General features: G+C 71.9%; 24 protein-coding genes and 2 pseudogenes. 7 read left to right on the top strand and 19 right to left on the bottom strand.

Annotated elements, in window-relative coordinates; genetic code table 11:
- The first annotated feature begins 26 nt into the window (after positions 1-26).
- The 3 genes and pseudogenes from QMK30_RS08290 (at position 27) to QMK30_RS08280 (ending at position 3,532) form a co-directional block, all read left to right on the top strand.
- Positions 27-752 (top strand): ABC transporter ATP-binding protein, encoded by a 726-nt coding sequence (locus QMK30_RS08290; protein WP_283516530.1) that lies wholly within the window; start codon positions 27-29, stop codon positions 750-752.
- Positions 746-1,450: pseudogene (locus QMK30_RS08285) on the top strand (FtsX-like permease family protein); the annotation flags it as partial. The gene QMK30_RS08290 and the pseudogene QMK30_RS08285, both read left to right, overlap by 7 nt.
- Positions 1,451-1,825: 375 nt before the next feature.
- Positions 1,826-3,532, top strand: a complete 1,707-nt coding sequence (locus tag QMK30_RS08280) for a bifunctional 3'-5' exonuclease/DNA polymerase (RefSeq protein WP_283516529.1) — start codon at positions 1,826-1,828, stop codon at positions 3,530-3,532.
- Positions 3,533-3,620: 88 nt separating this feature from the next.
- Here QMK30_RS08280 and QMK30_RS08275 read toward each other — a convergent pair whose 3' ends face one another.
- The 4 genes and pseudogenes from QMK30_RS08275 to QMK30_RS08255 all read right to left on the bottom strand — a co-directional run bounded on the left by QMK30_RS08275 (position 3,621) and on the right by QMK30_RS08255 (position 5,439).
- The gene (locus QMK30_RS08275) at positions 3,621-3,896 is read right to left on the bottom strand and encodes a DUF397 domain-containing protein (RefSeq protein ID WP_283516528.1); all 276 of its coding nucleotides are present in this window, start codon (positions 3,894-3,896) and stop codon (positions 3,621-3,623) included.
- The gene (locus QMK30_RS08270; protein WP_283516577.1) at positions 3,889-4,077 is read right to left on the bottom strand and encodes a DUF397 domain-containing protein; all 189 of its coding nucleotides are present in this window, start codon (positions 4,075-4,077) and stop codon (positions 3,889-3,891) included. The genes QMK30_RS08275 and QMK30_RS08270 overlap by 8 nt, the downstream gene beginning before the upstream one ends.
- Positions 4,078-4,377: 300 nt before the next feature.
- Positions 4,378-4,497: pseudogene (locus QMK30_RS08260) on the bottom strand (SigE family RNA polymerase sigma factor); the annotation flags it as partial.
- Positions 4,498-4,623: 126 nt separating this feature from the next.
- Positions 4,624-5,439, bottom strand: coding sequence for an alpha/beta fold hydrolase (locus tag QMK30_RS08255; RefSeq protein ID WP_283516527.1), 816 nt, complete (start codon positions 5,437-5,439; stop codon positions 4,624-4,626).
- Between the two features lie 201 nt (positions 5,440-5,640).
- Between QMK30_RS08255 and QMK30_RS08250 the strand changes: the two genes are divergently transcribed.
- Together QMK30_RS08250 and QMK30_RS08245 are read left to right on the top strand one after the other, a co-directional pair.
- Positions 5,641-6,327, top strand: a complete 687-nt coding sequence (locus QMK30_RS08250) for a DsbA family protein (RefSeq protein ID WP_283516526.1) — start codon at positions 5,641-5,643, stop codon at positions 6,325-6,327.
- Positions 6,328-6,396: 69 nt separating this feature from the next.
- Positions 6,397-6,966, top strand: a complete 570-nt coding sequence (locus QMK30_RS08245) for a GNAT family N-acetyltransferase (protein WP_283516525.1) — start codon at positions 6,397-6,399, stop codon at positions 6,964-6,966.
- Between the two features lie 107 nt (positions 6,967-7,073).
- Here QMK30_RS08245 and QMK30_RS08240 read toward each other — a convergent pair whose 3' ends face one another.
- Positions 7,074-7,238 carry a hypothetical protein gene (locus QMK30_RS08240; RefSeq protein ID WP_502963090.1) on the bottom strand — a complete coding sequence of 55 codons (165 nt, stop codon included), beginning with the start codon at positions 7,236-7,238 and terminating at the stop codon, positions 7,074-7,076.
- A 45-nt stretch (positions 7,239-7,283) separates the two neighbouring features.
- Between QMK30_RS08240 and QMK30_RS08235 the strand changes: the two genes are divergently transcribed.
- The gene (locus QMK30_RS08235; RefSeq protein WP_502963089.1) at positions 7,284-7,487 is read left to right on the top strand and encodes an L-rhamnose mutarotase; all 204 of its coding nucleotides are present in this window, start codon (positions 7,284-7,286) and stop codon (positions 7,485-7,487) included.
- 99 nt (positions 7,488-7,586) lie between these two features.
- Here QMK30_RS08235 and QMK30_RS08230 read toward each other — a convergent pair whose 3' ends face one another.
- Entirely contained in the window at positions 7,587-7,904 is a 318-nt protein-coding gene (locus tag QMK30_RS08230; protein WP_283516524.1) for a 4a-hydroxytetrahydrobiopterin dehydratase, read from the bottom strand.
- Between the two features lie 231 nt (positions 7,905-8,135).
- On the opposite strand from QMK30_RS08230, the gene pdxR reads away from it, so the two are divergent.
- The gene (pdxR, locus tag QMK30_RS08225; protein ID WP_283516523.1) at positions 8,136-9,653 is read left to right on the top strand and encodes a MocR-like pyridoxine biosynthesis transcription factor PdxR; all 1,518 of its coding nucleotides are present in this window, start codon (positions 8,136-8,138) and stop codon (positions 9,651-9,653) included.
- Positions 9,654-9,668: 15 nt separating this feature from the next.
- Here the strand turns inward: pdxR and QMK30_RS08220 are convergent, their stop codons facing one another.
- From QMK30_RS08220 to QMK30_RS08160, 13 genes are all read right to left on the bottom strand, one after another.
- Entirely contained in the window at positions 9,669-11,117 is a 1,449-nt protein-coding gene (locus QMK30_RS08220) for a UbiD family decarboxylase (protein WP_283516522.1), read from the bottom strand.
- Positions 11,114-11,587 (bottom strand): chorismate mutase, encoded by a 474-nt coding sequence (locus QMK30_RS08215; RefSeq protein WP_283516521.1) that lies wholly within the window; start codon positions 11,585-11,587, stop codon positions 11,114-11,116. Before QMK30_RS08215 ends, QMK30_RS08220 begins: the two co-directional genes overlap by 4 nt.
- Positions 11,584-11,931: a cupin domain-containing protein gene (locus QMK30_RS08210; protein ID WP_283516520.1), complete on the bottom strand. Its 348-nt coding sequence runs from the start codon at positions 11,929-11,931 to the stop codon at positions 11,584-11,586. The genes QMK30_RS08215 and QMK30_RS08210 overlap by 4 nt, the downstream gene beginning before the upstream one ends.
- A gap of 114 nt (positions 11,932-12,045) precedes the next feature.
- Positions 12,046-12,717, bottom strand: coding sequence for a flavodoxin family protein (locus QMK30_RS08205; protein WP_283516519.1), 672 nt, complete (start codon positions 12,715-12,717; stop codon positions 12,046-12,048).
- Between the two features lie 67 nt (positions 12,718-12,784).
- Positions 12,785-14,089: a TrpB-like pyridoxal phosphate-dependent enzyme gene (locus tag QMK30_RS08200; RefSeq protein WP_283516518.1), complete on the bottom strand. Its 1,305-nt coding sequence runs from the start codon at positions 14,087-14,089 to the stop codon at positions 12,785-12,787.
- Positions 14,090-14,165: 76 nt separating this feature from the next.
- On the bottom strand, positions 14,166-15,404 hold the full coding sequence (locus tag QMK30_RS08195; RefSeq protein ID WP_283516517.1) for an MFS transporter: 1,239 nt from the start codon (positions 15,402-15,404) through the stop codon (positions 14,166-14,168).
- A 26-nt stretch (positions 15,405-15,430) separates the two neighbouring features.
- Positions 15,431-16,651 carry an ATP-grasp domain-containing protein gene (locus QMK30_RS08190; protein ID WP_283516516.1) on the bottom strand — a complete coding sequence of 407 codons (1,221 nt, stop codon included), beginning with the start codon at positions 16,649-16,651 and terminating at the stop codon, positions 15,431-15,433.
- Positions 16,652-16,683: 32 nt separating this feature from the next.
- Positions 16,684-17,454, bottom strand: a complete 771-nt coding sequence (locus QMK30_RS08185) for a B3/B4 domain-containing protein (RefSeq protein WP_283516515.1) — start codon at positions 17,452-17,454, stop codon at positions 16,684-16,686.
- Between the two features lie 361 nt (positions 17,455-17,815).
- Positions 17,816-19,075 (bottom strand): MFS transporter, encoded by a 1,260-nt coding sequence (locus QMK30_RS08180; RefSeq protein WP_283516514.1) that lies wholly within the window; start codon positions 19,073-19,075, stop codon positions 17,816-17,818.
- Complete coding sequence (locus QMK30_RS08175) at positions 19,075-20,364, bottom strand: amidohydrolase family protein (protein ID WP_283516513.1); 1,290 nt, start codon at positions 20,362-20,364, stop codon at positions 19,075-19,077. Before QMK30_RS08175 ends, QMK30_RS08180 begins: the two co-directional genes overlap by 1 nt.
- Positions 20,365-20,430: 66 nt before the next feature.
- Positions 20,431-21,105 carry a hypothetical protein gene (locus QMK30_RS08170; protein WP_283516512.1) on the bottom strand — a complete coding sequence of 225 codons (675 nt, stop codon included), beginning with the start codon at positions 21,103-21,105 and terminating at the stop codon, positions 20,431-20,433.
- Positions 21,095-22,516: a phenylacetate--CoA ligase family protein gene (locus QMK30_RS08165; protein WP_283516511.1), complete on the bottom strand. Its 1,422-nt coding sequence runs from the start codon at positions 22,514-22,516 to the stop codon at positions 21,095-21,097. The genes QMK30_RS08170 and QMK30_RS08165 overlap by 11 nt, the downstream gene beginning before the upstream one ends.
- 252 nt (positions 22,517-22,768) lie before the next feature.
- Positions 22,769-23,479, bottom strand: a complete 711-nt coding sequence (locus QMK30_RS08160; RefSeq protein WP_283516510.1) for an SDR family NAD(P)-dependent oxidoreductase — start codon at positions 23,477-23,479, stop codon at positions 22,769-22,771.
- Positions 23,480-23,483: the final 4 nt, after the last annotated feature.

The following is a 23,483-nucleotide window of genomic DNA, read 5'->3' as shown; positions in this document are numbered from 1 at the left end:
GGGGCCGCGGGCGGAAGTCTGCGAACATGACCACAACCGCCGTACGACTCACCGCGCTCCGCAAGACATACCGCGAGGTCAGCGCCCTCGACGCGGTCGATCTCGACTTCGGCTCCGGTACCTTCACCGCCGTCATGGGGCCTTCCGGATCCGGCAAGTCCACGCTGCTCCAGTGCGCCGCCGGGCTCGACCGGCCGACCTCGGGGGCGGTGGCCGTCGGCGGTACCGAGCTGGGCGGGCTGAGCGAGCGGCAGCTGACGCTGCTGCGGCGGGACCGGATCGGCTTCGTCTTCCAGGCGTTCAATCTGCTGCCCTCGCTGACCGCCGCACAGAACGTCTCGCTGCCGCTGCGGCTGGCGGGGCGCCGGCCCTCCCGCGCCGAGGTGGCGGCGGCGCTCGGGCGAGTGGGGCTCGGCGGGCGGGCCCGGCACCGGCCCGGCGAGATGTCGGGCGGACAACAGCAGCGGGTGGCGATCGCGCGGGCGCTGATCACCCGTCCCGCGGTGCTCTTCGCGGACGAGCCGACCGGGGCACTGGACATCACAACCAGCCGCGAAGTGCTGCTGATGCTCCGGGAGTTGGTGGATCTGGAGGGGCAGACGATCGTGATGGTCACCCACGATCCGGTGGCCGCCGCGCACGCGGACCGCGTCGTCTTCCTGGTCGACGGGCGCGTCGCGGACGAGCTGGCCTCCCCCACCGCCGAGCGGATCGCCGCCCACATGACCGGCCTGGAGCGTGTGGCGTGCTGACCGTCGCGCTGAGCGCGCTGCGAACCCGCTGGGCCACCTTCGTCGGCAGCTTCGTGGCGCTGGCGATCGGGGTCGGGCTGATGACGACCATGACCCTCGGCATCGCCGCGAGCCTCGACCCGCCGACGCGCACCCCGCAGCGGTTCGCTTCGTCGCCGGTCGTGGTGAGGGGTACGGACACGCTGACCGTGGAGATGCGGCGGGGGCCGAACACCGCTCGGGTGTCGAAGAAACTCGCTCATCCACACCCTGTGGACGCGGATCTGCTGCGCGACCTGCGCGCACTGGGCCGGGTCGAGCGCAACGGCAACAGGAGCGACGCCGTTGGCGTGGACACTCCCGTCAGCGCCGTTGGCGTGGACGCTCCCGTCGGCGCCGTACGGAGAGCCGTCGGCGACCGGGCCCAAGTGCTCACCGGTGACGACCGGGCACTCGCCGATCCCGGGGCGGAGGAGGACGCCGAGGCCCTGGTGACCGTGAACGCCGTGCTCGGCACCGCCGGTGGCGTCACCACCTTCGTCTCGGTCTTCGTCGTCGCTTCGACTTTCGCCTTCGCGGTGGCAGTGCGCAGGCGCGAGTTCGGGCTGCTGCGGACGGCCGGGGCGACGCCGGGACAGATACGACGGCTGCTGCTGAGCGAGGCCGCTGCGGTGGGTGTCCTCGCTTCGGCGGTGGGCTGCCTGGCCGGGCAGCGGGGCCCGGGTGCGGCTCGTCGGTCTCCGTGGACCGCAGGACCTCGGGTCCACCGAACTCGTTGAAAACGATCGCTCGCATCTGAGTCTCCTCCTCGGTGGGCACCGGCTGTCCTTCCTGATGGACACCGGCTCTCCTGCCTCCCCAACGTCGATCCTGCCGCGCCCCGCACCGGCCCGCCTTTCGGCCCGCCCCACCTGGCCGAAAGACCGGCGGCCCGGCCCGGCCGCAGTCGTAAGCCGCATGTCATGGAGCCCACGAACCGCGCCCTCGGCGGAGCCACCGCGCACGCACTGGCCGCCGATGTGGCGCACGCCACTGTCACTGCCGCGTGACGCGTCCCCCGGCGACTGTCAGTGCCGGGTGCCAGACTCGCACCCATGAACGATCGGTGGGCCGTCGCCGCGACGGACGCGGGTGGGGCGCTGCTCGTGCCGCTGGGGCGGGACGGGCGGCCCGCCGGTGATGTGCGCGAGGAGCCGGACCTCGCGCAGGCGATCCGGTCCAGGCCCGAGGTCGGGCGCTGGGTGTGGCGCTCGACCGTCGAGATCTACCCACGGCTGCTCGCCGCCGGGGTGCGGGTCGAGCGGTGTTACGACGTCGAGGACGCGGAGGCGCTGCTCCTCGGGCACGAGGGGCGGCACGGCGAGCCGCACTCGGCGGCGGCGGCCTGGGCCCGGCTGCACGACCGGGCCGTGCCGCCGGATCCGCCGCAGCGCGCCGCCGAGCCAGGCTCGCAGTCCTCGCTCTTCGAGCCGCAGCCGGTGCGGGTGCCGTTCGACGACCTCCTTGAGGTGTACGCCGACCAGTGCCGCAGACACGCGGCGGCCGAGCACCCCCACCGAATGCGGCTGCTGACCGCCGCCGAGTCGGCGGGGATGCTGGTGGCCGCCGAGATGAACGGGGCCGGGCTGCCGTGGCGGGCCGATGTGCACCGGGAGTTGCTCGACGAGCTGCTGGGCGAGCGGTACGCGGGCGGCGGGGAGCCGCGCCGGCTCGCGGAGTTGACGGACAAGGTGTCGGCGGCGTTCGGGCGGCGGGTGCGGCCGGAGCTGCCCGCGGACGTGATCAAGGCGTTCGGGCAGGCCGGAATCAAGATCAAGTCGACGCGGCGATGGGAGATCGAGGGCCTCGGCCACCCGGCGGTGGAGCCGCTCATCACGCACAAGAAGCTGTACCGGATCTATACGGCGCACGGCTGGGGCTGGCTCCAGGACTGGGTGCGCGACGGCCGCTTCAGACCCCAGTACCTGCCGGGCGGGACGATCACGGGCCGATGGGTGACCAACGGCGGCGGCGCCCTCCAGATCCCCAAGGTGATCCGCCGGGCGGTGATCGCGGATCCCGGATGGCGTCTGGTGGTCGCCGACGCCGACCAGATGGAGCCGCGCGTGCTGGCGGCGATCTCGCGCGACCCGGGGCTGATGGAGGTGGCGGGCCAGCCCGGCGACCTGTACAAGGCGGTGTCGGACCGGGCGTTCGCCGGTGACCGCGACATGGCGAAGCTCGCTGTGCTGGGCGCGGTGTACGGGCAGACGTCGGGCGACGGCCTGAAGAACCTGGCAGCGCTGCGAAGACGCTTCCCGCGCGCCGTCGCGTATGTGGACGACGCGGCGCGCGCGGGTGAGGAGCAGCGGCTCGTACGGACCTGGCTGGGCCGGACCTGTCCGCCCGCGGCGGGGTCGGGGGACGGCGAGGAGGCGGGCATCCCGCAGGAGGCGGCGACCCAGGAGCCGGGCCGAGACCCCGCCGCGGGCGGGGAGTTCACCCCGGGATACGCGTCGACGAACGCCCGCGCGCGGGGCCGCTTCACCCGGAACTTCGTGGTGCAGGGCAGTGCGGCGGACTGGGCGCTGCTGATGATGGCGGCGCTGCGCCAGTCACTGACGACGGCGGGGCTCCGCGCCGAGCTGGTCTTCTTCCAGCACGACGAGGTGATCGTGCACTGCCCGGCCGACGAGGCGGACACGGTCGCGGGAGCGATCCGCGCGGCCGGGGATCTGGCCGGACGAGTCGCCTTCGGCGAGACACCGGTGCGGTTCCCCTTCACAACGGCGATCGTGGAGTGCTACGCCGACGCGAAGTGACGGGCTGGGGCGGGCCGCACGCCACGGCCGGGCAACGCGGGCGCGGCCGGGACGCACGCCACCGGCCGCACCCAGCGCGCTCGACGCCTCAGCCGCGGGGGGCAGGGTTTCCTGGACCGTGGACCGGAACTTCCACGGCAGCGAAGTCCCGGTCCGCGAAGTGGTCGAACTCGCCTGCCTGGACGCCGAGTACGAATGCGTCCCACTTCTGCTGGGTTGTCGTGACGACGTTGTCGGGGTCGCTGGTCTCGCGGAGGTAGACCAGGTCCTCCGGGCCGAAGGCGACCTCGATCCAGGGGCCGGGGCCCTCCTCGCCTTCGGGGGCGGCGCGGATCCAGTTGAGGTCGGTGGGGATGTCAGGCATGAGGTGCGTCCTGCTTGACCGTGCGGAGGAAGGCGGCCCAGGTGGCGGGCGTGGCTTGGAGTATCGCCCCGGTGGCATCGCTGCTTTCGGTGAGTTTGACCGTGTCACCTGATGCGGCCACGTGTACGCAGGAGTCGCCCTGGGCGCGGTACGAGGACTTCTGCCAGTCGTGCGTGCGCATGTGAGTTCCCTTCACAGGTTCCGGCTGATGCTGTGGATGACGTCCCGGCTCTCCGTCGGCGAGTGCGCCACGACTTCGATTCTGCCGAAAAGGGTCCGTTACTTGGCCAGTTGGGCCTCCGCGTCGAGGAACGCCAGGCCGTGGGACTGGTCCAGGTGCACGGTGTCCAGCCGCGGGACCGGGCCGTGCGCGTAGGCTCACCGACACCGCCGGGCTGCTGGCCGGCGAGCTGGTCACCAACGCGCACCTGTACTCCGAGGGCCCATACACACTCCGCATCCTCGCGGCCGGGCCGCGGGGCACCAAATCCTCGGCCAGGTGTGTGTCCCCGCTGGTCAGCAGGCACGCCGACCGGAGGAGATGAGTCGTGCGGCCTGCCGCGAACTCCCGGAACGCCGTGTCCGTGCGCACCTGTCCCATGTGCCCCCCGTCCGTCCGGGTACGTTCCCGGGCCGCTCCCTACCCCCATCGACGCGATGGCACGGGAGGAATTTTTCATCCGACGGTTCGCGTCGTACGCGCCCGATCACCCCGGGCGAGATCCCGTCAGCCGCCGTGCCGGGCGAGGAACGGCAGCACCGCCGCCAGGAACGCCGCCGGGTTCGCCGCGAACGCCACGCGCCCCGCGTCCAGCAGCACCAGCCGCGCTCCCGGCACCGCCCGCGCCGCCCGCCACGCGTCCCGGGCGCCGGCGATCCTGTCCCGGCGCCCCCAGGCGAGCAGCGTCGGCGCCCGGATCGCGGCGGCCCGCTCGCGCAGATCGGTGTCCGGACGGGCGAGGCTGCGCCGGACGGCGGACTGGACGGCGACCGCGGCCGGGTCGGTGAGCGCGGCGGCGTACCGGCCGAGCAGGTCGGTCACGTACGCGTTGGGCCGTGGATTGCCGAACCGCGCCGTCGGCAGGGACAGCAGCCGGGTCGCGGTCGGTGTGCCGTGCAGTCGGCCCAGGGTCCTGGTCGCCGCGTTGGCCCGTCCGAAGCCCGCACTGTTGACCAGGACCAGGGCGCTCACCCGCGTCGGCGCCTCGATGGCCAGGCACGCCGCGGCGTACCCGCCGACCGCGTTCCCGATGTAGGAGGCCCGGTCGAGCCCCAGCACGTCGACGAGGTCACGCAGCGCCCCCGCGAGGTCGGGGGCCGTCGTCCGGCGCGGCTCTTCGGGGGCGGGTGAGGCGCCGTACGCGGGCCAGTCGACGGCGATCACCCGGTGGTGAGCGGCCAGCCGCGGCAGGACCGCCTCGTAGTCGCGGTGATCACCCGGACTGCCGTGCAGCAGCACGACGGGCGCCCCGGCGCCGCTCACATGGACGGCGACGCGGCCGTGGCGGGTGTCGATCTGCCGCATCCCCTCGATATCGGCCATACGGAATTGACGGTCCTGGGGCGGCCCCACGTCAACAGACAGTGATGCACGAGCGCCTACGAATGCCGACGGATGACGTAGGAGCGAGGGCGCGGGCTGCGCGGGTGCGTCGCGAGGGGCCGACCGGGGGGCCAAATGATGCGTCGCGCGGGGCGCTGTGCGTAGCTGGACAGGATCTGACGGCACCGAAGGAGCCAGCGCATGAGCCAGCCAGACCACCCGGACGCCACGCCCCCGCACGCCCCCGGCGGGGCCGCCGCCCCGGCGACGCCCGCGCACACGACGGGCGAGTCGGGTCTCGTGGTCCCGTACGGCCCGGCGGACGACGGTGTACCGGCCCTGGCGCTGTACGAGGACCTGCGCTGCCCGTACTGCGCGGCGATGGAGCGCTCGTCGGGCGCCACGATTCGGGCCTTCGCGGACGCCGGCCGGCTACGCCTGGAGTACCACTTCGCGACCTTCCTCGACGGGATGCTGGGCGGCCGGGGCTCCAGGACGGCGCTGGGCGCGCTGGGGGCCGCGGTCAACGAGGGGCAGGCCGAGTTCAAGGCTCTGCACGAGGCGCTCTACGCGAACCAGCCCGAGGAGCGCGACGACGCTTACGGCGACCCGGCCGGCCTGCTGGCCGTCGCCCGGTCGGTCCACACCGGTACCGGCGCGGGCGGCCTCGGCTCGGACGCCTTCCGGCAGGCCGTCCAGGACGGCGGCTACCTCCCGTGGGCGGGCGCCGTGGCGGAGGCCTTCGAGCGCAGCGGCATCCGCGGCACCCCCGCCCTGCGCCTGGGCGAGCAGGACGTGCACGCGTTCAGCCGGGACGGGAAGCCGCTGTCCGGCCAGGAGGTCGCCCCGCAGATCGAGGCGGCCCTCTCCGCCCACGCCTCGGGGTGAGTGGCCCCCGGCACCCGATACGCACCGCGCGCCGTTCCCCCAACAGCACCGCACTGCCACGATGTCCGCATGACAGAGGTGTTCTTACGTCGACTGAGCCGTTGGCAGGCCGATCAACAACGGGAGGCCATCGCGGACCTGTACGTCGCGGCGTACCGCGGCGCGTCGGGCGAGGAGTTCCACGACCGGCGGGTCTTCCTGAAACGATTCGCCGCCGATGTGCAGCGCCCCGGCTTCGACATGCTCGTCGCCAGCGAGACCAGCCTCGCCGGCTGCGTCTACGGCTATCCGCCGCACCGCTCGGGCGGCTGGTGGCAGGGGCTGCGCGGCGGCGTGCCGCAGGAGATCGAGGAACTCACCGCTTCCGGGAACGTCTTCGCCGTCGCCGAGCTGATGGTGCACCCGTCCCACCGCCGCCACCACATCGCCAGCCACCTCCAGGAGCGCCTGCTCGCCCGGGTCGAGGCCGAGCTCGTCACGACGTTCGTCGACGCGACGAACACGGCGGCCACCGCCGCTTACCGGTCCTGGGGCTGGTCGATGACCGGCCGCATCACCGCCACCGAGGACCGGCCCGAACTGGAGGTGTGGAGCCGCGAGCCACTGCGGGGGACGGGGGCGGGACCGGGAAGGGGCTGAGGCGGCACAGTCGAAGCGCAACGCCCGGGTGACACGTCCGTAGGCGCAAACCCCGAAGGGCAGTCGCGTCCTGCGACTGCCCTTGCCGGGTGGGGCATCCACCGCCGTCAAAGGGAGGGCGCCACGATCGCGGTGGTCGCGCCCGCCGTCATGTCGGTCAGCATCCACCACAGGTCCCGCCAGGTCGCCGGGTCCTTCAGCATCAACGCGCACCGCTCGACCTGGCCGGTGACCCCGGACCGCAGGTCGGCGGGAAAGGAGCGGTACGGCACCTGGACGCGTATCCCGGCCCGCTGCGCACAGGGGTCTGGCCGGAGATGCGCGCGGCGCTCGGCGCGGTCGGCTGGCACAACTGCTCGCTCCATGTGTGCCAGGACGGCCTGCTCGTCGGCTACGTGGAAACCGACGACTTCGCGGGGGCGCAGGCCGCGATGGCGGCCACCGGGGTCAACGCCCGCTGGCAGGCGGAGGTGGCGGAGTACTGCGAGGATCTGGACGGGCGGGGGCCGACGAGGCGATGACACCGCTCACGAGATCTTCCAGCTGGCGTGACGGTTCGGCTCGCCCCGCCCATTCCCGCACCGCGGGTCCGAGCGGGGCTTCGGTGCCCGGGGTCGGTCTCAGTCGAGCGGGACCGACTGGTGGGCCTGGACGATCGCGTCGATGCGGGCCGCCAGGGCGAAGTCCGCCGCCGTCAGCTCGTCGCCGGCCTCGTGGGTCGTGATGCCGAAACGGACATGGTCGATCCGCAGGTCGATGTCCGCGTGGTGGCAGACCCGACGCTCATGGTCCGCCACCTGCACGATCAGCCCGACAGCCGCGTGATAGTCGAGGCCGTAGGTGCGGGTGATCTCGTGCCCCAGCTGCTCCCAGCCCGGTAGACCCTCCAACTGCTCGGCGATCTCCTGGTCGGTCAGCGGTACTGGTCCCTGTGCCACGTCATCCCCTCTCGGTCCCATCGCCGGCACCCGTCGCGGACCCGGCCCTCGCGTCGTCGGCACCCCGGCCAGGTCCGGCCGGTCGCGTCGCGTCATCCTTCCACGGCCGCATCGCGCGCTCCAGCGCCCCAACTCCCGCCGCACACCGCCTGAGCACGCCTCGGCTGCGGTGGTCGGCGGGGGTCATGCGAGACTCGGCAGTGGTTTGTGGGGGGAGTAAGGGGGACAAACGTGGGGTCGTCGGAGCTGCTCATCGCCCTGGACCGGGACAGTGCCACGCCCTTGCAGCAGCAAGTGTGCGACCAGGTCACCCTGTTGGTGCGGTCGGGGCAGCTGCGGCCCGGTGACGCCGTGCCCGCCTCCCGTGAACTCGCCCTCCAGCTCGACGTCTCCCGGACCGTCATCACCCGGGCCTACGAACTGCTGCGCGCCCACGGCATCCTCACCGCCCGACGCGGCTCCGGCACCCGGGTCGCCGGACTCGCCGGCGGCGTACCGTCCGGCGCCCGCCGGTCGGCGCCCGCGGCCCTCGCCCCGCAGCCGCCCAGATCCACCGACGACGGCAACTCCCTCTGGCAGCCCTGGGAGCCGGCGCCCACCCATCACCCCGGCACCGGGCTCGACTTCCGGCACGGCACGCCCGCGCTCGCCAACTTCCCGGTGGCACGCTGGTTGCAGTCCCTCCAGGAGGCGTACGGCCGGGCCGATGCCGCCGCGCTCGGATACGGGCCGGCCGAGGGCTCCCCCACGCTGCGCACGGAGATCGCCACGCTGGTGCGGCAGAGTCGCGCCCTGGACGCGTCCGCCGACCGGATCATGGTTACCGGTGGCGCCACCCAGGCCATGGACATCCTGGTCCGGCTGCTGGTGCGGCCGGGGGACGTGGTGGTCATCGAGGACCCCAGCCACACCGTGCTGCGCCAGGTCTTCGGCTGCTCCGAGGCGACCGTGGTGCCCGTACCGGTGGACGAGGAAGGGCTGCGGGTCGGCGACATCGACGCCTGCGTGCGGGCGCAGGGGCACGATCCGGCGCGGGTCAAGCTGGTGTACGTGACCCCCTCGCACCAGTTCCCGACGGGTTTCATCATGTCCGAGGGCCGGCGGCTCGCCCTGCTGGACTGGGCGTACAAGCGCGGCGCGACCGTCCTGGAGGACGACTACCACAACGAGTTCACCTTCACCGCGGAGCGCCTGCCCGCCCTGGCCGCCGCCCGGCACCGGGACACCGTCGTCTACGTCGGCAGCTTCAGCAAGACGCTCTTCCCGGCCCTGCGGATCGGTTACGCGATCCTCCCGCCGCATCTCGTGCAGCCCTTCCTCGGCATCAAGTGGATCACCGACCGGCTGACGCCCACCGTCGACCAGGAAGCGCTCGCCCACTTCATCGCGACCGGCGCGTACACCCGTCACATCAGCCGGATGATCCGCCTGTACCGGCAGCGCAGAAGCCGCCTCATCGAGGCCCTGCTTGAACACTTCGGCTCCGAGGTGCGCATCTCCGGCGAAGCGGCAGGCCTGCACGTCCTGGTCACGCTCACCGGGACACGCGGCGCCACGGAGGCCGGGATCGCCCGGCTGGCGGCCGACCGCGGGGTGCGGATCTACCCCGCGTCCGGCTACTTCGTACAGGACCTGCCGACCGAACCGACCTTCCTGATGGGGTACGCGGCCCTGACCACGGCCCGTATCACCGAGGGCATCGCGCTGCTGGCCGCCGTCGTGCGTGAGGTCAAGTCCTGTCCGGAGTAGAAGGCGTGCGCGAGGTCACGTCCCGTCCGGAGTAAAAGGATTGACCGGGGTGAAGCGCGGCCGGTGGAAGCGGGACAGCTGCGCGTACGGCACGGTGCAGTCGAAGACCACCTTGGCCGTGCGGCCGTCCGCCGACAGGCTCGCCGAGTAGCCGGTGGACTGCGTCGGGTCCAGCGGGAACCCCTCCCTGTCCGGCAGCACCACCACATCGCGGTCCGCCTGCATCCGGGTGGTCATCGCCCACCACAGGTCCTCGTCGGACTCCAGGTCCACGTCCTCGTCCACCGAGACGACCATCTTCGCCATCCGGAATTCCTCAAGCACCGACTCCGAAGCCTTGCGCACCAGTTCGTCGTCGGCCGCCGAGCGCTTGGCGAGCCACTGGAGCACCACCATGAGCTGACCGCCGCCCGCCGTGTGGCAGAGCACCGACTTGACCGGGGCATCCCACTCCCGCAGTCGGCCGAGCACCGCGGCCTCCATCCCGAAACCCAGCAGCACCGACTGTTCATGGCCGGGGCCCGAAACGGCCTGCAGGATCGCGCCTTCGCGTGCGGTGATCCCGGTGATCCGGACGGTCGGCAACGAAGGATGCGCCCGGCCCTGGTAGCCGAGGAACTCCGGTGTGGCCGCAGGCCCTTGTGCGTTCTCCGGCGCCAGATCGGGCAGCAGCTCACCCTCAAGCACGTACTCGGCGTCCGCTATGCACTCCGCGTCCACCGTGCGACACGGCGCCAGCTCCACCGGCGCCCCGCCCAGCGCACCCGCCACCGCGAGTTCGTCGAGCCCCGTGGGAACGAGGGAGGTCGGACAGCAGGAGGAGAGCAGTACGGCGGGCCCGAGCCCCAGATGGATCGCGACGGGCAGCGGGCGGCCCGCGCGCAGCGCCGAACGGTACGCGGCCTCCAGGTCCCGGCCCGGCACCATCCAGATGGACAGCAGATCAGGGCCCTGCACGCACATCCGGTGGATGGAGAGGTTCCGTACACCGGTCTCCGGATCGGTGGCCAGGACCGCCCCGAGCGTGAGATACGGGCCCGCGTCCTCGTCGGTGAGGACCGGCACCGGCAGCGCGGTCAGGTCCGGCGCGAGCGTTACCCGGGCCGGCGCCCCGCCCTCCCTGACCCGCACCGGCGGCACGGGCGCGGCGACCGCGTCGAGCAGCCGGTGCGGCAACAGAGCCGGGGTCGTACCCAGCAGGGCGGCGGCCCGGCGCCGGGTGCCGTACAGCCCCATGAGCACGGCCCGTGCCTCGGCGGTCGCGCTGCTGGGCGTGACCCGCTCGAAGAGGACCGCGGGGCCGGGGCCCGTCGGCGGCGGGGCCGGGGTGCCTGCCCACTTCGCGTAGTGCGACGAGACCCCGAACCGGGCCGGGACCTCCTCCCGTACCCGGACCAGCTCGCCGGGCATCAGGTCGAGGCCGGCCAGCGCGGTGCGCAGATCGGCAAGGCGGCGGCGCGTCATACCTCGGCCTCCCCGGCTACGGGTGCGGGTGCGGACGCGGACGCGGACGCGGGTGCGGGTGCGGACGCGGGTGCGGGTGCGGACGCGGGTGCGGACGCGGGTGCGGACGCGGGTGCGGACGCGGGTGCGGACGCGGGTGCGGACGCCGCGGCCACCCGCCGCTCGGCGAGCCGACGCATCTGGAGATCCGTCAGCTCGGCGATGAGCGTGCGGTAGGTGGCCTCGGCGATGGCCGGGGGCATGCCCTCCTCCTCGGCGAGGCGGCGCACCTTGCTGATGACCTGCTCCACCCGGCCGGGCGAGCGCACGGTCTCCTCGTCACGCTTGAACTCGGTCAACTCCCGTACGACTGCCGTGCGTTCCGCGAGCAGCCGGACAATCTGCCGGTCGAGTACGTCGATGGACCCGCGCAGCTCGTCGATCCGCGCGGGACCGCCATCGAACCGCGCCGTGCCGGTTGCCCCCGTCATGCCTCGGGCACCTGGTCGACGACGTACACGATGGTCGGCTCGCTATCGGATCCCTGCGAGCGGTGCCGCTCGTCACCGGGGATCACAAAGCCCATCCCAGGACGGCAGGGCACCGAGCGGTTGTCGAAGTGGATGGTGAACTCGCCCTGGAGCACATAGCCCTGGTGGCCGCGCTCGCACCAGTGCTCCTCGTTGAAGCCCGCGGGCAGCTCCATCAGCCGTACGCGCAGACCACCGGTGTACGCGATCTTCACCCGCCCGTCGGCACCGGGCTTGTGCCACTTCTCCCAGGGGATGGCGTCGAAGTCGATTCCGACGAGGGCGGGGGTCGTGGTGGCGGTCATGAGCAGAGCTCTCCTTTGACGGATGTCAGTGATAGATGTCGGATCTGACTGGACCGGTCCGGGCTGGTCCGGTCCGGTCCGGGCTGGTCAGCTAGGTCTCAAGTCAGGTAGCTCTCAAGTCATCGAATGGGCCCGTGCGACCCGCTCGTTGCGGTCGTCCGGCAGCAGCACCGGCTCCCCGGTCGCCGCCTGGTGCCTGCGCAGCAGCAGTGTCATGTCGATCATCCGATGCGTCATCCGCTCCAGGGCGTCCAGGCCCTCGACGTCGGTCAGGCCCGGCTCCTTGGCGGAGTTGCGCAGCAGGGCGGGAAATCCGCTGCCGACCAGGATCATCCGGTTGAGCAACAGGTTGTCGACGAGCTGGTTGTGCACGGAGGCGTCGCTGTAGCGTCGGCTGGTGACGATGATCCCGCCGACCTTATTGGCCAGCGGACGGTCGAAGCGCAGAAAGCCCACGCCCGCCCGCTCGATGAAGATCTGCATGAGGTGGGCCAGGCCGAAGCCGTGCACCGGCACGGCGTAGATGATGCCGTCGGCGCGCTTCATCTCCTCGACGATGGCGGGCATGTCGTCCTTCAGCTCGCACGGACTGGTCCGCGCGTTGCAGTCGCCGCACGGGCTGCACGGCGAGATGCGGTGGTCGCGCAGATGGATCGTGCGGAACACGGCCCCCCGCTCCCGCACCAGGTCGCCCGCGTGGTCCAGTGCGAGATCCGTGTTGCCGCCGGCTCTCTCCGACCCCGATATGCCGAGGATGACCGGCCGTACTCCTTGCGTGTCCTGCATGAACTTCCCCCAAAGTCAATATCGTTCAGGGGCGGGCCCCCACGGCCCGCCCCTCCCCCCGTACCGCTCAGTCCTTGAGCTTCCCTGCGAAGTAGTCGATGTACGCCTGCATGTCGAAGTGGCCGTGCCCGGAGAGCGAGAACACGATGCTCTTCGCCTCGCCGGACTCCTTGCAGGCCAGCGCCTCGTCGATGGCGACGCGCACCGCGTGCGTCGACTCCGGCGCCGGCACGATGCCCTCGTGGCGGGCGAAGGTCACTCCGGCCTCGAAGCACGCGGTCTGCGGTACGGCGCGGGCCTCCAGGTAGTCGAGGTCCTTCAGCGCGCTGATGATCGGCGACATGCCGTGGTAACGCAGCCCGCCCGCGTGGATGCTCGGCGGTACGAAGTCGTGGCCGAGGGTGTGCATCTTGGTGAGCGGGGTCAGGCCCGCGGTGTCACCGAAGTCATACTCGAACTTGCCCTCGGTCAGCGTCGGGCAGGACGCGGGCTCGACGGCGATGGCACGGACCTTGCGTCCGCCGCGCAGCTGCTCGCCCAGGAAGGGCAGGGCGAGCCCGCCGAAGTTGGAGCCGCCACCGGCGGCGCCGATCAGGATGTCCGGGTAGTCCTCGGCCAACTCCATTTGGAGCTGGGCCTCCTGGCCAATGATGGTCTGGTGCATCAGCACATGGTTGAGGACCGAGCCGAGCGCGTACTTGGCGGTGCCGTTGCTGCTCACCGCCGCCTCCACCGCCTCGGAGATGGCCAGGCCCAGGCTGCCGGGCGAGTTCGGGTCGGCGGCGAGCGCGGCCCGGCCGGCGGCGGTGAGTTCGCTGGGGCTGGCGGTGACGCTCGCCCCGAAGGTCTCCATGAGGCCCCGGCGGTAGGGCTTTTGCTGGTAGCTCACCTTGACCATGTAGACCTCGCAGACGAGGCCGAAGTACTGGCAGGCCAGCGCGAGGGAGCTGCCCCACTGGCCCGCGCCGGTCTCGGTGGTGAGCCGCTCCACACCAGCCTGCTTGTTGTAATACGCCTGCGGGATGGCCGTGTTGGGCTTGTGGCTGCCGGCCGGGCTGACGCCCTCATTCTTGAAGTAGATACGGGCCGGAGTGTCCAGGGCCTTCTCCAGGCGGCGGGCCCGGACCAGCGGGCTCGGGCGCCACTGCTTGTACACGTCGAGTACGGCGCCGGGAATGTCCACGGTCGCGGCGGTGGAGAACTCCTGGGCTATCAGCTCCGGCGGGAACAGCGGCTCCAGGTCCGCCGGGGTGATCGGGTCGCGGGTGCCGGGGTGCAGCATCGGCTCCAGCGGCTTGGGCAGGTCCGCGACCACGTTGTACCAGGTGGTGGGGAGGCGGTCTTCGGACAGCAGGAACTTCGTCTGGGACATGAGCGCTCTCTGTGGTGGGTGCGGTGCGGTGAACGTGCGGACAGAAGTGGCCAGTTGGTTGTGAGGGCGGAAGTGGCTAGTTGGTCTGGCGGACGGCATCGGCCGCCGGGACGGTGACGTCCGGGGGCTCCGCTGCGGGTGTGGCGGCCGACGGCTTGATGCGCAGCAGCGCGAACGCGGCCATGCCGACCAGCGGAGCGGCGAGAAGCGTGAGGAAGACGGGCTCGTGGCCGTGGGCCGTCCAGATGACGCCGAGCCCGACGGGCACGACGAGCCGGGCGAGGCCGAGGACAAAGCCGTTGAGTGCCATGAAGCTGCCGACGCGGCGCTCGTCGACATGGTCGGCGATGTACGTGGGCACGACGACGGACACGATGATCTCGCCGAGCGTCCATACGACGGTGGACAGCAGGATGGCGGGCAGCGAGAAGGCGAAGGCGATCACGGCCAGGCCCAGCGCCCACAGCAGACCGGCGACCAGCAGCAGCATCTTGGTCCCGTACGCCCTGATGTGCTTCTCCAGGAGCAGTCCCAGGCTGACCACGACGATGCTGTTGATCGTGTAGACGGCGCCGACCAGGCCCGCGGACTCGCCGAGCACCGTCGTGACCGCCAGCGGCAGCGCGTACTCAAGGCCGATCAGCGGGGCGACGTAGAAGAAGGAGACCAGGACGATCAGCAGCACATGACCGTGGCCCAGGGATCCCGTGCGGCCCTTGTCCTTGCGCCCGCCCGCGCCGCCGCGCCGGTCGCGCGGCACCCAGATCACGATCATCGCCGCGCAGGCCAGCCCAGCGAGGATGTTCCCCGCGAACATGACCTGGTACGAGTACGCCGCCGCGACGCCGCCGAGCAGCGGGCCGACGCCCATGCCCAGGTTGTTGCCGACGTAGCTGATCGTGTACGCGAAGGGGCGCTGTTCGGGGGTGGTCAGGTCGGCGACCAGGGTGTTGGACGCGGGGCTGAACATGCCCATGCCGACCAGCGCGATGAACAGCAGTCCCGCGTACGTCCACGGCGGCCCGTCGAAGACCGCGAGTCCCAGATAGCCCGCGGCGTTCAGCAGGAGCGCCGTCAGCAGCGCGGTGCGTCGGCCGCGCAGGTCGCAGAGCGGGCCGCTGAGCAGGCTGCCGACGAGCAGGCCCGTACTGCCGACGGAGATCAGCAGTCCGGCCTCACCTGGCGTGAGGCCCTCGCCGCGCACCAAGTACACGGCGAGCAGCGGGAAGACGAACATGCCCGCACGGTTGACGAACGACGCGAGGAAGAGCACGCGCAGCGCAAGCGGCAGTTCTTTGAACCGGGTCAGCCACATGGCTCGGCCCCCTCTCTGAGAGATCGTCAGACCTGTTCGGTCTCGACACGGAACGCGTCCCGTACGGTCTTGAAGCGGGCCCGGACATCCTCGAAGTCGGTGCCCTCGCACACGTACCAGCCGAGGACGTCGTTGGACGCGGTCGGCGGGGCCAGCACATCGCCCACGCCCTTCCACACATCGGCGTCCAGCACCGTGTCGAGGGCGGTCAGCTCCTCGGGCGTGGTGATGGCGGTGATGCGCCCGTACTTCGCTGAGCTCAGGTACTCGGTGCCGATCTCCGGACCGAGCCTGGCGTCCGGCCGGTGGTCCTGGTCGAGTTCGAGGCGGCACCACTCGCCCGCGAGGTTGATGCCGCGCCCCGCCTCGACCGCCGGGACGATCGAACCGCCGCCCGCCCGCGCGCCCGCCTCGCCGAAGACGACGTCGCCGCCGTCCTCGGGCAGGAAGAACTCCGCGTGGACCACACCGGTGCTCAGCCCGAACCCGCGCAGAACCAAGGCGTTCAGGTCGAGGATCCGCTGCTCGCGGGGGGTCAGGTTGTGCTTGCGGGAGATGGTGCCACCCGGCTCGTCGAGGTATTCCAGGACGGAGTACGTGTACTGGGACAGCTGCTCGAAGACGACCTCGCCGTTCTGGAACAGCGAGTCGACATGGAACTCGGTGCCGCGGATGAACTCCTCGACCCGGTACTCGTGCCGGTCGTCGCCCATCGCTCCCCAGACCCGGTTCAGGTCCTCGCGACTGTCCACCCGGTAGGTGTCGCCGCAGGCCCAGCCCGCGTACGGCTTGATCACGACCGGGTACCCGGCCTCCTCGGCGAACTCCGCGACCGCGGTCACCGTGTCGGGCCGGCAGGATCGGGCCACCCGCACGCCCAGCTCCTCGGCCCTGCGGTGCATCACGTTCTTGTCGCGGAAGTTGAGCGCCTGGTCCGGGGTGAGACCCGGGATCCCGTGGTCCCTGCGGCTGCGGCTGGCCGGCAGGACGTCGCCCTCGAAGAGCGGGAAGATCCGCTCGATGCGGTGCTCGGCGCAGATGCCGTCGACAGCGGCCCGTACGGCCGCCGTGTCGTCCAGATCGGCGTGGTAGAGCGGCAGCCCCTCGGCCTCGGGCGCCTCCCAGCCGGTGGGCAGCAGCACCACGGGCCGGACACCGAGACCGGTGGCGGCCTCGACGACACTGCGGAACTGCGCCGTGTAGCGGCCGGCGGCGGGCCGGTACACCACCAGGATCGAACGGTTCATGCGGGTCTCCTCGTGCGAGTGGGGGTGCGGGCTCAGCGGACCGTCGCGGACGACGGGGCGCCGAACAGCTCCCCGGACGGCGTGGACCGGTCGAGCACCAGCGGTCGCCCGAACTCGCCGGTGAGACCGGCGAGCGCGTCCGCGACCCGGCCGAGCGCCTCGTCGACGTCGTCCCTGCCGCCCTCGTGCGCCGCCTCGACGGTGATCAGGAGCCTGCGGCGGCCGAGGTCGGTCTTGACCACGTCGCCCTGCCGCCAGTTCCAGCGCCGCGAGTGCGCCCGGCCTCGGCCGTCGGCGTACACGACCTCGCCCGGCTCGGGGTGCTCCGGTGCGTCGGGTGCGCCGAGCGGCAGGTAGGTCTCGCTGCCGTCGGCGAGCCGTACGGACAGCTCCCCCTCAATGGCGCCCACATCGCAGGAGGCGACCGGCAGCCGGCTGCCGAGCGACACCGCGTTGCACAGGTCCACCAGGGAGTTGATCCGCGGCAGCCTGTCCCCCTTGGCCACCCGGCGCAGCACCGATTCGGCGGCGCAGGGAAAGCGGTTGGGGTTAACGTCGACAGCCCGGTAGGCGTCCCGCCAGGCGGCGATCGTGGGCAGCGCGGAGACGTCCGCCTTGCTGAGCCGCCTGCTGTGCAGCGCGTCCTCGGCAGCCGTGAGCAGTGCGCCCACGGCCGCCGCGACCCGGACGACCTCGATGTCCGGTACGGCGATCAGGCCGAGCACATAGCCGGGAACGCGCTCCGACAACCGCTCGTCGACCGTGACCGTCAGGGCGCCTGCGCCGGGGGTGGTGCTGTCCATGGAGGGGGTCCTTCTTGTCCGTGGGTCCGTGGGTCCGTGGGTCCGTGGGTCCGTGGGTCGGTGGGTCCGTGATCTGCGATCCGGGATCCGCGGCCCTGATCCGAGGACCGTGATCCGAGGCCCCTGACCCCTGGGACCGTGATCCGAAGGCCGCGATCCGAGCACCGCTGATGACGTGTCTGACAGTAGGGAGACGGCGGGTCCCCGGCTGTGGCCAATTCCCGGCAATTCCGGGAGGCCACTTGGCGTGTGCCGGGTGGCCGATCCCGCCCGTACCCGACCGCTGTCCGGTCAGCCCGCCTACCCGTGCAGCCCCGCCCGCCCGTCCGGCCGGCCCCGCCCGGTCGGACTCACCGCCCGGTCAGCCCCGCTTGCCCGCCGGTTCGGCGGACGCTCCACCCGGCCCGGGCGCCGGTCCAGCCGCCGATCCGGCGTCGGCTTCGATCCCCCGGTCGCGTGGTTTCACCCGTACGCCGATGAGCGCCGTCACCAGGGCCAGGGCCGCGAGGCCCGCGCCCAGTGGGCCCAGCAGGTCGACTTCGCCCGCGCCGCCGTCGCCGATCACCCGGCCGCCGATGAAGCCGCCGAGCGAGATCCCGGCGAAGGTGGCCGAGGAGTTCAGCGAGAGGAGCAGCGGCCCCGAGGTGGGTGCGATCGCGAACAGACGGTACTGCTGCGGGGTTTGGGTCGCCATCGCGGTGATGCCCCAGGCCGCCATCGCCACGGCCGCGGTCAGCGTCCGGTCGCGGGTCAGCGGCAGCGTCACGAGGACGGCGGCGAGCCCCGCGACCGACGCGAGCAGGACGGGCGTCGCGCCCCAGCGGTCGGTGGCCCTGCCTCCGAGGAGCGTGCCGGCGACGGCCAGCACGCCGAATACCAGGAGCAGCAGGGCCAGTTCGCTGCCGTCGCCGCCGGTCACCGGGGCGAGGACCGCGCCGATGTAGGTGAGGGCGAGGTAGCCGCCCGTCATGAACAGCAGCGTGGTGAGCACGGTGAACAGGACCCGCAGGTCCCGCACCGGAGCCAGCCTCGCGGCCAGTCCGGGCGCGGCCGGCAGCCGTACCTGGGGCAGCCCCCCGGCCACGGCGGCGACGCACAGCACACCGAGCCCGGTGAGCAGCCAGAAGGTGGCCCGCCAGCCCAGGTCCGCGGCCATCCAGGTACCGAACGGCACTCCCACGACCGTCGCGGCGGAGAGCCCGCCGAGGACCACGGCCATGGCCCGGCCGCGCCGTTCGGGCGCCGACAGGGCGGCGGCGGACGCGGAGGCCGCGGGGATGTAGAGGGCGGCGCCCGCCGCGGTCGCGACCCGGGCGGCGAGCAGCTCGCCGAGGCCGGGGGCGAGGGCGGACGCGGCGTTGCCCAGGGCGAAGACCAGCAGGGAGATCACCAGGACGGTTCGGCGCTCCAGACGTCCGGTGAGCGCGCCGAGCACGGGAGCGAGGACGGCGTAGGTGAGCGCGAAGAGGGTGCTCACCCAGCCGACGTCGGCGAGGCTCGCCGACAGGTCGCCGGCCACCTCGGGCAGCACCCCGGCCACCACGAAGGTGTCGGTGCCGATGGCGAAGGCGCCGATCGCGAGGACCGGAAGGACGGGCAGGGCGGGTTTCGTACGGGTCATCACGCGGCTCCTGCCGTGACACGGGGAAGGTAGGGCCCGGTGCTGCCCGCGACGGTCGCGCCGCCGAGCAGCACCAGTTCGATGGCGCCGGGGCGGCTGAGCACCGAGATGTCCTCGGCGGGGTCGCCGTCGGTCACCACGAGGTCGGCGAGCCGCCCCGGCTGTACGGTCCCGGCCTCGTCCCCGCGCCCCGCGAGCCGCGCGCCGTTGGCGGTGGCCCAGGTCAGGACGGTCGGGGCGGGGATTCCCGCCATGGTCACGTAGAGCTCAAGCTCCTTGGCGTACGTGCCGTGCGGGGTCCAGGCGAAGCCGAAGTCGTCCCCGGCCACGACCGGGATGCCCAGCTCCACCATGAGCGGCAGGATCCGCAGCGTGTTCGCGACCTCCGCCTCGAACTCCAGCGTCTCCAGGTACTCCGGGGTCTTGCCGTGCTCGCCGCCGGTGGTCAGCAGCATGTGCGGTTGGTAGAGGCTCGGTACGACGAAGATCCCGCGTTCGGCGATGGCGTCGAGCGCCGCGTCGTCGGCGTAGGTGGCGTGGTCGATGACGTCGACTCCTGCGGCGATGGCGTTGCGGATCCCGGCGAGGCCGCGCGAGTGGGCCCGTACCCGGGCGCCGTGCTCGTGCGCCGTCCGGGTGGCGATCACCAACTCCTTTGCGGTGAAGAGCAGTTCGTGGGAGCGGCCGTTGGGGAAGGTGTCGTCGCCGGAGGAGAAGACCTTGACGATCTCCGCGCCCTGGGCGATCTCCCCGGCGACGTACGCGGCCATCTCCTCGGGGGTGTCGGCCAGCCGCATCAGGTCCGTGGGGATGCGCTTCTTGACCTCCGGGTTACGCCGCTCGGGCGGCCCGGACACCATCAGGTCCCGGCTGCACGGGGTGATCCGGGGGCCGAGCAGCCGTCCGGAGTCGACGGCGCGGCGCAGGGCCATGTCGATGCCCGCGACCGAGCCCGCGCCGACGAAGCCGGTGTAGCCGAGGCCGAGGAGGTTGGTGGTGTTCTCGGCGGCGGCGAGCGTCACCTCCGGGATGGAGTACTTGAACAGCATTTCCCGGCCGTCGAGGACGTTGAGGTAGGCGATGTGGGTGTGCCCGAGCGTCATGCCGGGCATGACGGTGCGGCCCGCCAGGTCGAGGACGTCGACATCGGGCGCGTGCACCGGGGCCAGGTCGTCGGGCATGACCGCCTCGACGCGGTCGCCGTCGATCAGCACGCTGTGGCGCGGCAGGGACGCCTTGCCCAGGCCCTCCTGGACCGTGGCGCGGTGGAGCAGGGTTCTGCGGGACACGTCGGAAATCTCCAGTGCTGGACGGCCGGATGCGGACGTTGGACGGCCGGATACGGGCGGGAGTGGTCAGGCAGGGATGGGCAGTTCGGCGGCCTCCGCGTGCCCGAACAGGGTCCAGAGGATCTCCGCGCCCGGCCGGGTGGCCACCCAGCGCAGACCGTGGAGCCGTACCCCGGGGGCATTGGTGACCGCGAGTTCGGCGCCGCCCGCGGCCACGATCTCGGCGGCGTGCTGCGTGGATGCCGCGTCGACCCACCGCACCTCGCGGTCGCGCAGTGCGGCGGGCACCACCTCGGCGTAGATCCTGCGGACCTCCCACATGGCAGCGACCGTGACCGGCCCATTGCTCGCCGACCCATCGCCCGTTCCCGCTTCGGCTGCCGCTGCGGCCGGGGCGGCGATCCCGTACTCCGGGGTGGCCTGCGGGAAGAATGCCCGGAGCCGCAGGTCGCGGTGCCAGTGGAAGCGGGTCAGCCCCTGGTAGGCACTCGGCACCAGCGCGAAGTCGACTTTCCGGCCCACAAGTTGGGCCAACACTTCATCGAAGGTGTCGAAAAGCTCGACGGACAGACCGTGTTGCCGTGCGAGAAAGCGGGCGGCCAGCTGGCTGGATGTGCCGTCCGGCCCGAGTGTGCCCAGGGTGGTGCCTGGCTGCTCGGCCCAGCGCCCGGTCAGATCGCTCCAGCGCGCGGTGTACTCCTCGGCGAGCGGCCCCGGCAGGGCAGCGATGTCAGCGCTCATAGCCACGGTTCGCCGCCATCTTCCGGGCCACTTCGGTCTCGTGGTCGGGTGTGCCGCGCCGGTCCACGATGCGAGCCGCCTTCCAGCTGACGAAGGCGCCGGTGCTGACGATGGGGTCGAGCCCGTCACTGAGCTCGACGGCGACGGACACCCCGAGCGCATCGGCGGCCCTCGCCCGTACGGCATCGGCGAGTGCGGCGGAGTCCTCGACCAGCCCCTTGAGCAGTTCGAGGCGGACGGTGAGGCGGTCCTGCCCCGCGTCGTCGTGCTCGATCACCACCTGGTACCCGGCGGATCCCGTGACCCCGGTCATGACGGCGGTCTCGATCTGCCCGGCGGTGAACCGCTGCCCGCCGAGTTCCAGCCGGTCCAGGGTGCGCCCGACGATCCGTACGAGATCACCCGGCATCTCGCAGTCGCAGTCCGACGCCTCGATCACCACGGCGTCGCCGGTGCGGTAGCGGATCAGCGGCTTCACACCGTCGACCAGCATGGTCACGGTCAACTCGCCGCTGCCGCGCGGTCCGTGGGACTCGCCGGTCTCCGGGTCCACCACCTCGATGAGGTAGTTGGTCTGCGACAGGTGCATGCGCTTGTTGCGGCAGGCCGTCGCCACGACGAAGGCCTCCTGCGATCCGTACAGGATGTTGTAGACGTCCGCGCCCCAGACCGTCTCCAGGTTGTGCGCCAGCGCCGGGGTGCACATCTCGCCGGTGACCAGCAGTAGCTTGACGGAGAAGTCACGGCGCAGGTCGTACCCGTGGTGTTCGGCGGCCTTGGCGAGAGTGAGAGCAACGCCAGGGGTGCAGCAGATCACCTCCAGCTCCAACTCCTTCATCAGCTGCAGGGCCTTGCCGAAGCCGATGACCGGGGAGTAGGGCCAGATCTTGGCGTTGAGCGACCCGACGTTGCGGGCGATGTCCCCGAGCGTGTCGCCGAACGAGTGCACCTCCGTGGGGCCCATCAGGCCGATGCGCGGGGCGTGTTCGCCGAAGTGGTGGCGGAAGATGGACGACCAGGACTCGGTGATGTGGGCGTTGCTCGCGACGATCTCGCGTCCGTCGCGGGGGCACGGCGTCGCCGCGCCGGTGGTGCCGGTGGTCTCGTAGAAGAACAGCGCATCGGTGAGCGGCCGGCTGAGGACGTCGAGCATTTCCTCGCGCAGCTGGGCCTTGGTGGTGAAGGGCAGCGCCTCAAGGCCGTCCGGGGTCACCGCGCCCAGGTCAACGTCCTTCAAGTGCCGGGCGTAGAAGGGCGAACCGGTTCGGACCTGGTCGAGCACGGTACGCAGCTGACTGGCTCGCCAGTCGTCCAGCGCCTGCTCGGTCAGCGTGCGGTCGTAGAAGGCCTGGTGCAGTTCGAGATACCGCGCGGCGAAGTCGGCCGCGGGGCCGTGCGTGGGCAGCCACATGGGCGAAAGGTCCTCTCGGGGTGGAAAGCGCGCAGGGCGGGACGGCACGAGGGCGCTCCGGGCAGGGGAAGTCGTTGGGTGGTGGATGGCTGATCGGGCCGGTATGCCGGTCGGCTGTACGTCGTCGCACCGTGACGCCGTGACGCCCGTTACGCGGTGATGCTCGACCCCGTGCCGAGACGCCTGTGTCAGCACAGGCGGCCGTCCGGTCACGCCTGGGTCAGCACAGGCGGCCGTCCGGTCACGCCTGGGTCAGTGCAGGCCGCCGTTGACGTCGAGCACGCTCGCGGTGACATAGCTCGCGCCGGGTCCCGCGAGGTAGCACACGGCGGAGGCCACCTCGGCGGCCTCGCCGAACCGTGCCTGCGGGATCTGTTCGCGGTAGTCGGCCGCCCGGTCGGCGGGGATACGTGCGGCCATCGGGGTGTCGATCAGGCCGGGAGCGACGGCGTTGACCCGGATCCGGTGCGGTGCGAGGGACCGCCCCAGGGATCGGGTCAGCGCGATCACGGCGCCCTTGGACGCCCCGTACGCGGCGTCCGGACTGCCGCTCTGGCCGCTGATGGAGGCGATGTTGACGACGCTGCCGGGCCGCCCGGCGGCGATGAGACGGCGGGCCAGCGTCTGCGTACAGAAGAAGGCGGCCCCTGCGTTGATGTCGAAGACCCGGCGGTAGCTCTCCGCGTCGTAGTCCAGGAAGTCCCTGGCCTCGTAGATCCCGGCGTTGTTGACCAGGACCGACGGCAGCCCGTACCGCTCCTCGATCAGCTGGAACAGCTCATCGGCGGCGGCCGGTACCCCGAGGTCGGCGGTGAGCGCGGCGTGCGCGGCCGGGTCGGCGTCGTCCTTGACGTCGACGGCCAGTACGCGGTGTCCGGCGTGGGCGAGCTCCGCCGTGACGGCGCGGCCGATGCCGCCGGCGGCGCCGGTCACCACAGCCAACGGCATCTCGTTTTCCTGCATTTGA

The sequence above is a fragment of the Streptomyces sp. H27-C3 genome (assembly GCF_030063415.1).
Lineage (GTDB): Bacteria > Actinomycetota > Actinomycetes > Streptomycetales > Streptomycetaceae > Streptomyces.
The sequence above is the reverse complement of the archived record's forward strand: the minus strand, read 5'-3'. Positions and strand labels throughout refer to the sequence as shown.

Excerpts from the sequence above, each read along its gene's own strand:
- QMK30_RS08290 (WP_283516530.1), top strand. The coding sequence starts at position 27 with ATGACCACAACCGCCGTACGACTCACCGCGCTCCGCAAGACATACCGC.
- QMK30_RS08280 (WP_283516529.1), top strand. The coding sequence starts at position 1,826 with ATGAACGATCGGTGGGCCGTCGCCGCGACGGACGCGGGTGGGGCGCTG.
- QMK30_RS08275 (WP_283516528.1), bottom strand. The coding sequence starts at position 3,896 with ATGCCTGACATCCCCACCGACCTCAACTGGATCCGCGCCGCCCCCGAA.
- QMK30_RS08270 (WP_283516577.1), bottom strand. The coding sequence starts at position 4,077 with ATGCGCACGCACGACTGGCAGAAGTCCTCGTACCGCGCCCAGGGCGAC.
- QMK30_RS08255 (WP_283516527.1), bottom strand. The coding sequence starts at position 5,439 with ATGGCCGATATCGAGGGGATGCGGCAGATCGACACCCGCCACGGCCGC.
- QMK30_RS08250 (WP_283516526.1), top strand. The coding sequence starts at position 5,641 with ATGAGCCAGCCAGACCACCCGGACGCCACGCCCCCGCACGCCCCCGGC.
- QMK30_RS08245 (WP_283516525.1), top strand. The coding sequence starts at position 6,397 with ATGACAGAGGTGTTCTTACGTCGACTGAGCCGTTGGCAGGCCGATCAA.
- QMK30_RS08235 (WP_502963089.1), top strand. The coding sequence starts at position 7,284 with ATGCGCGCGGCGCTCGGCGCGGTCGGCTGGCACAACTGCTCGCTCCAT.
- QMK30_RS08220 (WP_283516522.1), bottom strand. The coding sequence starts at position 11,117 with ATGACGCGCCGCCGCCTTGCCGATCTGCGCACCGCGCTGGCCGGCCTC.
- QMK30_RS08215 (WP_283516521.1), bottom strand. The coding sequence starts at position 11,587 with ATGACGGGGGCAACCGGCACGGCGCGGTTCGATGGCGGTCCCGCGCGG.
- QMK30_RS08210 (WP_283516520.1), bottom strand. The coding sequence starts at position 11,931 with ATGACCGCCACCACGACCCCCGCCCTCGTCGGAATCGACTTCGACGCC.
- QMK30_RS08205 (WP_283516519.1), bottom strand. The coding sequence starts at position 12,717 with ATGCAGGACACGCAAGGAGTACGGCCGGTCATCCTCGGCATATCGGGG.
- QMK30_RS08200 (WP_283516518.1), bottom strand. The coding sequence starts at position 14,089 with ATGTCCCAGACGAAGTTCCTGCTGTCCGAAGACCGCCTCCCCACCACC.
- QMK30_RS08195 (WP_283516517.1), bottom strand. The coding sequence starts at position 15,404 with ATGTGGCTGACCCGGTTCAAAGAACTGCCGCTTGCGCTGCGCGTGCTC.
- QMK30_RS08190 (WP_283516516.1), bottom strand. The coding sequence starts at position 16,651 with ATGAACCGTTCGATCCTGGTGGTGTACCGGCCCGCCGCCGGCCGCTAC.
- QMK30_RS08185 (WP_283516515.1), bottom strand. The coding sequence starts at position 17,454 with ATGGACAGCACCACCCCCGGCGCAGGCGCCCTGACGGTCACGGTCGAC.
- QMK30_RS08180 (WP_283516514.1), bottom strand. The coding sequence starts at position 19,075 with ATGACCCGTACGAAACCCGCCCTGCCCGTCCTTCCGGTCCTCGCGATC.
- QMK30_RS08170 (WP_283516512.1), bottom strand. The coding sequence starts at position 21,105 with ATGAGCGCTGACATCGCTGCCCTGCCGGGGCCGCTCGCCGAGGAGTAC.
- QMK30_RS08165 (WP_283516511.1), bottom strand. The coding sequence starts at position 22,516 with ATGTGGCTGCCCACGCACGGCCCCGCGGCCGACTTCGCCGCGCGGTAT.
- QMK30_RS08160 (WP_283516510.1), bottom strand. The coding sequence starts at position 23,479 with ATGCAGGAAAACGAGATGCCGTTGGCTGTGGTGACCGGCGCCGCCGGC.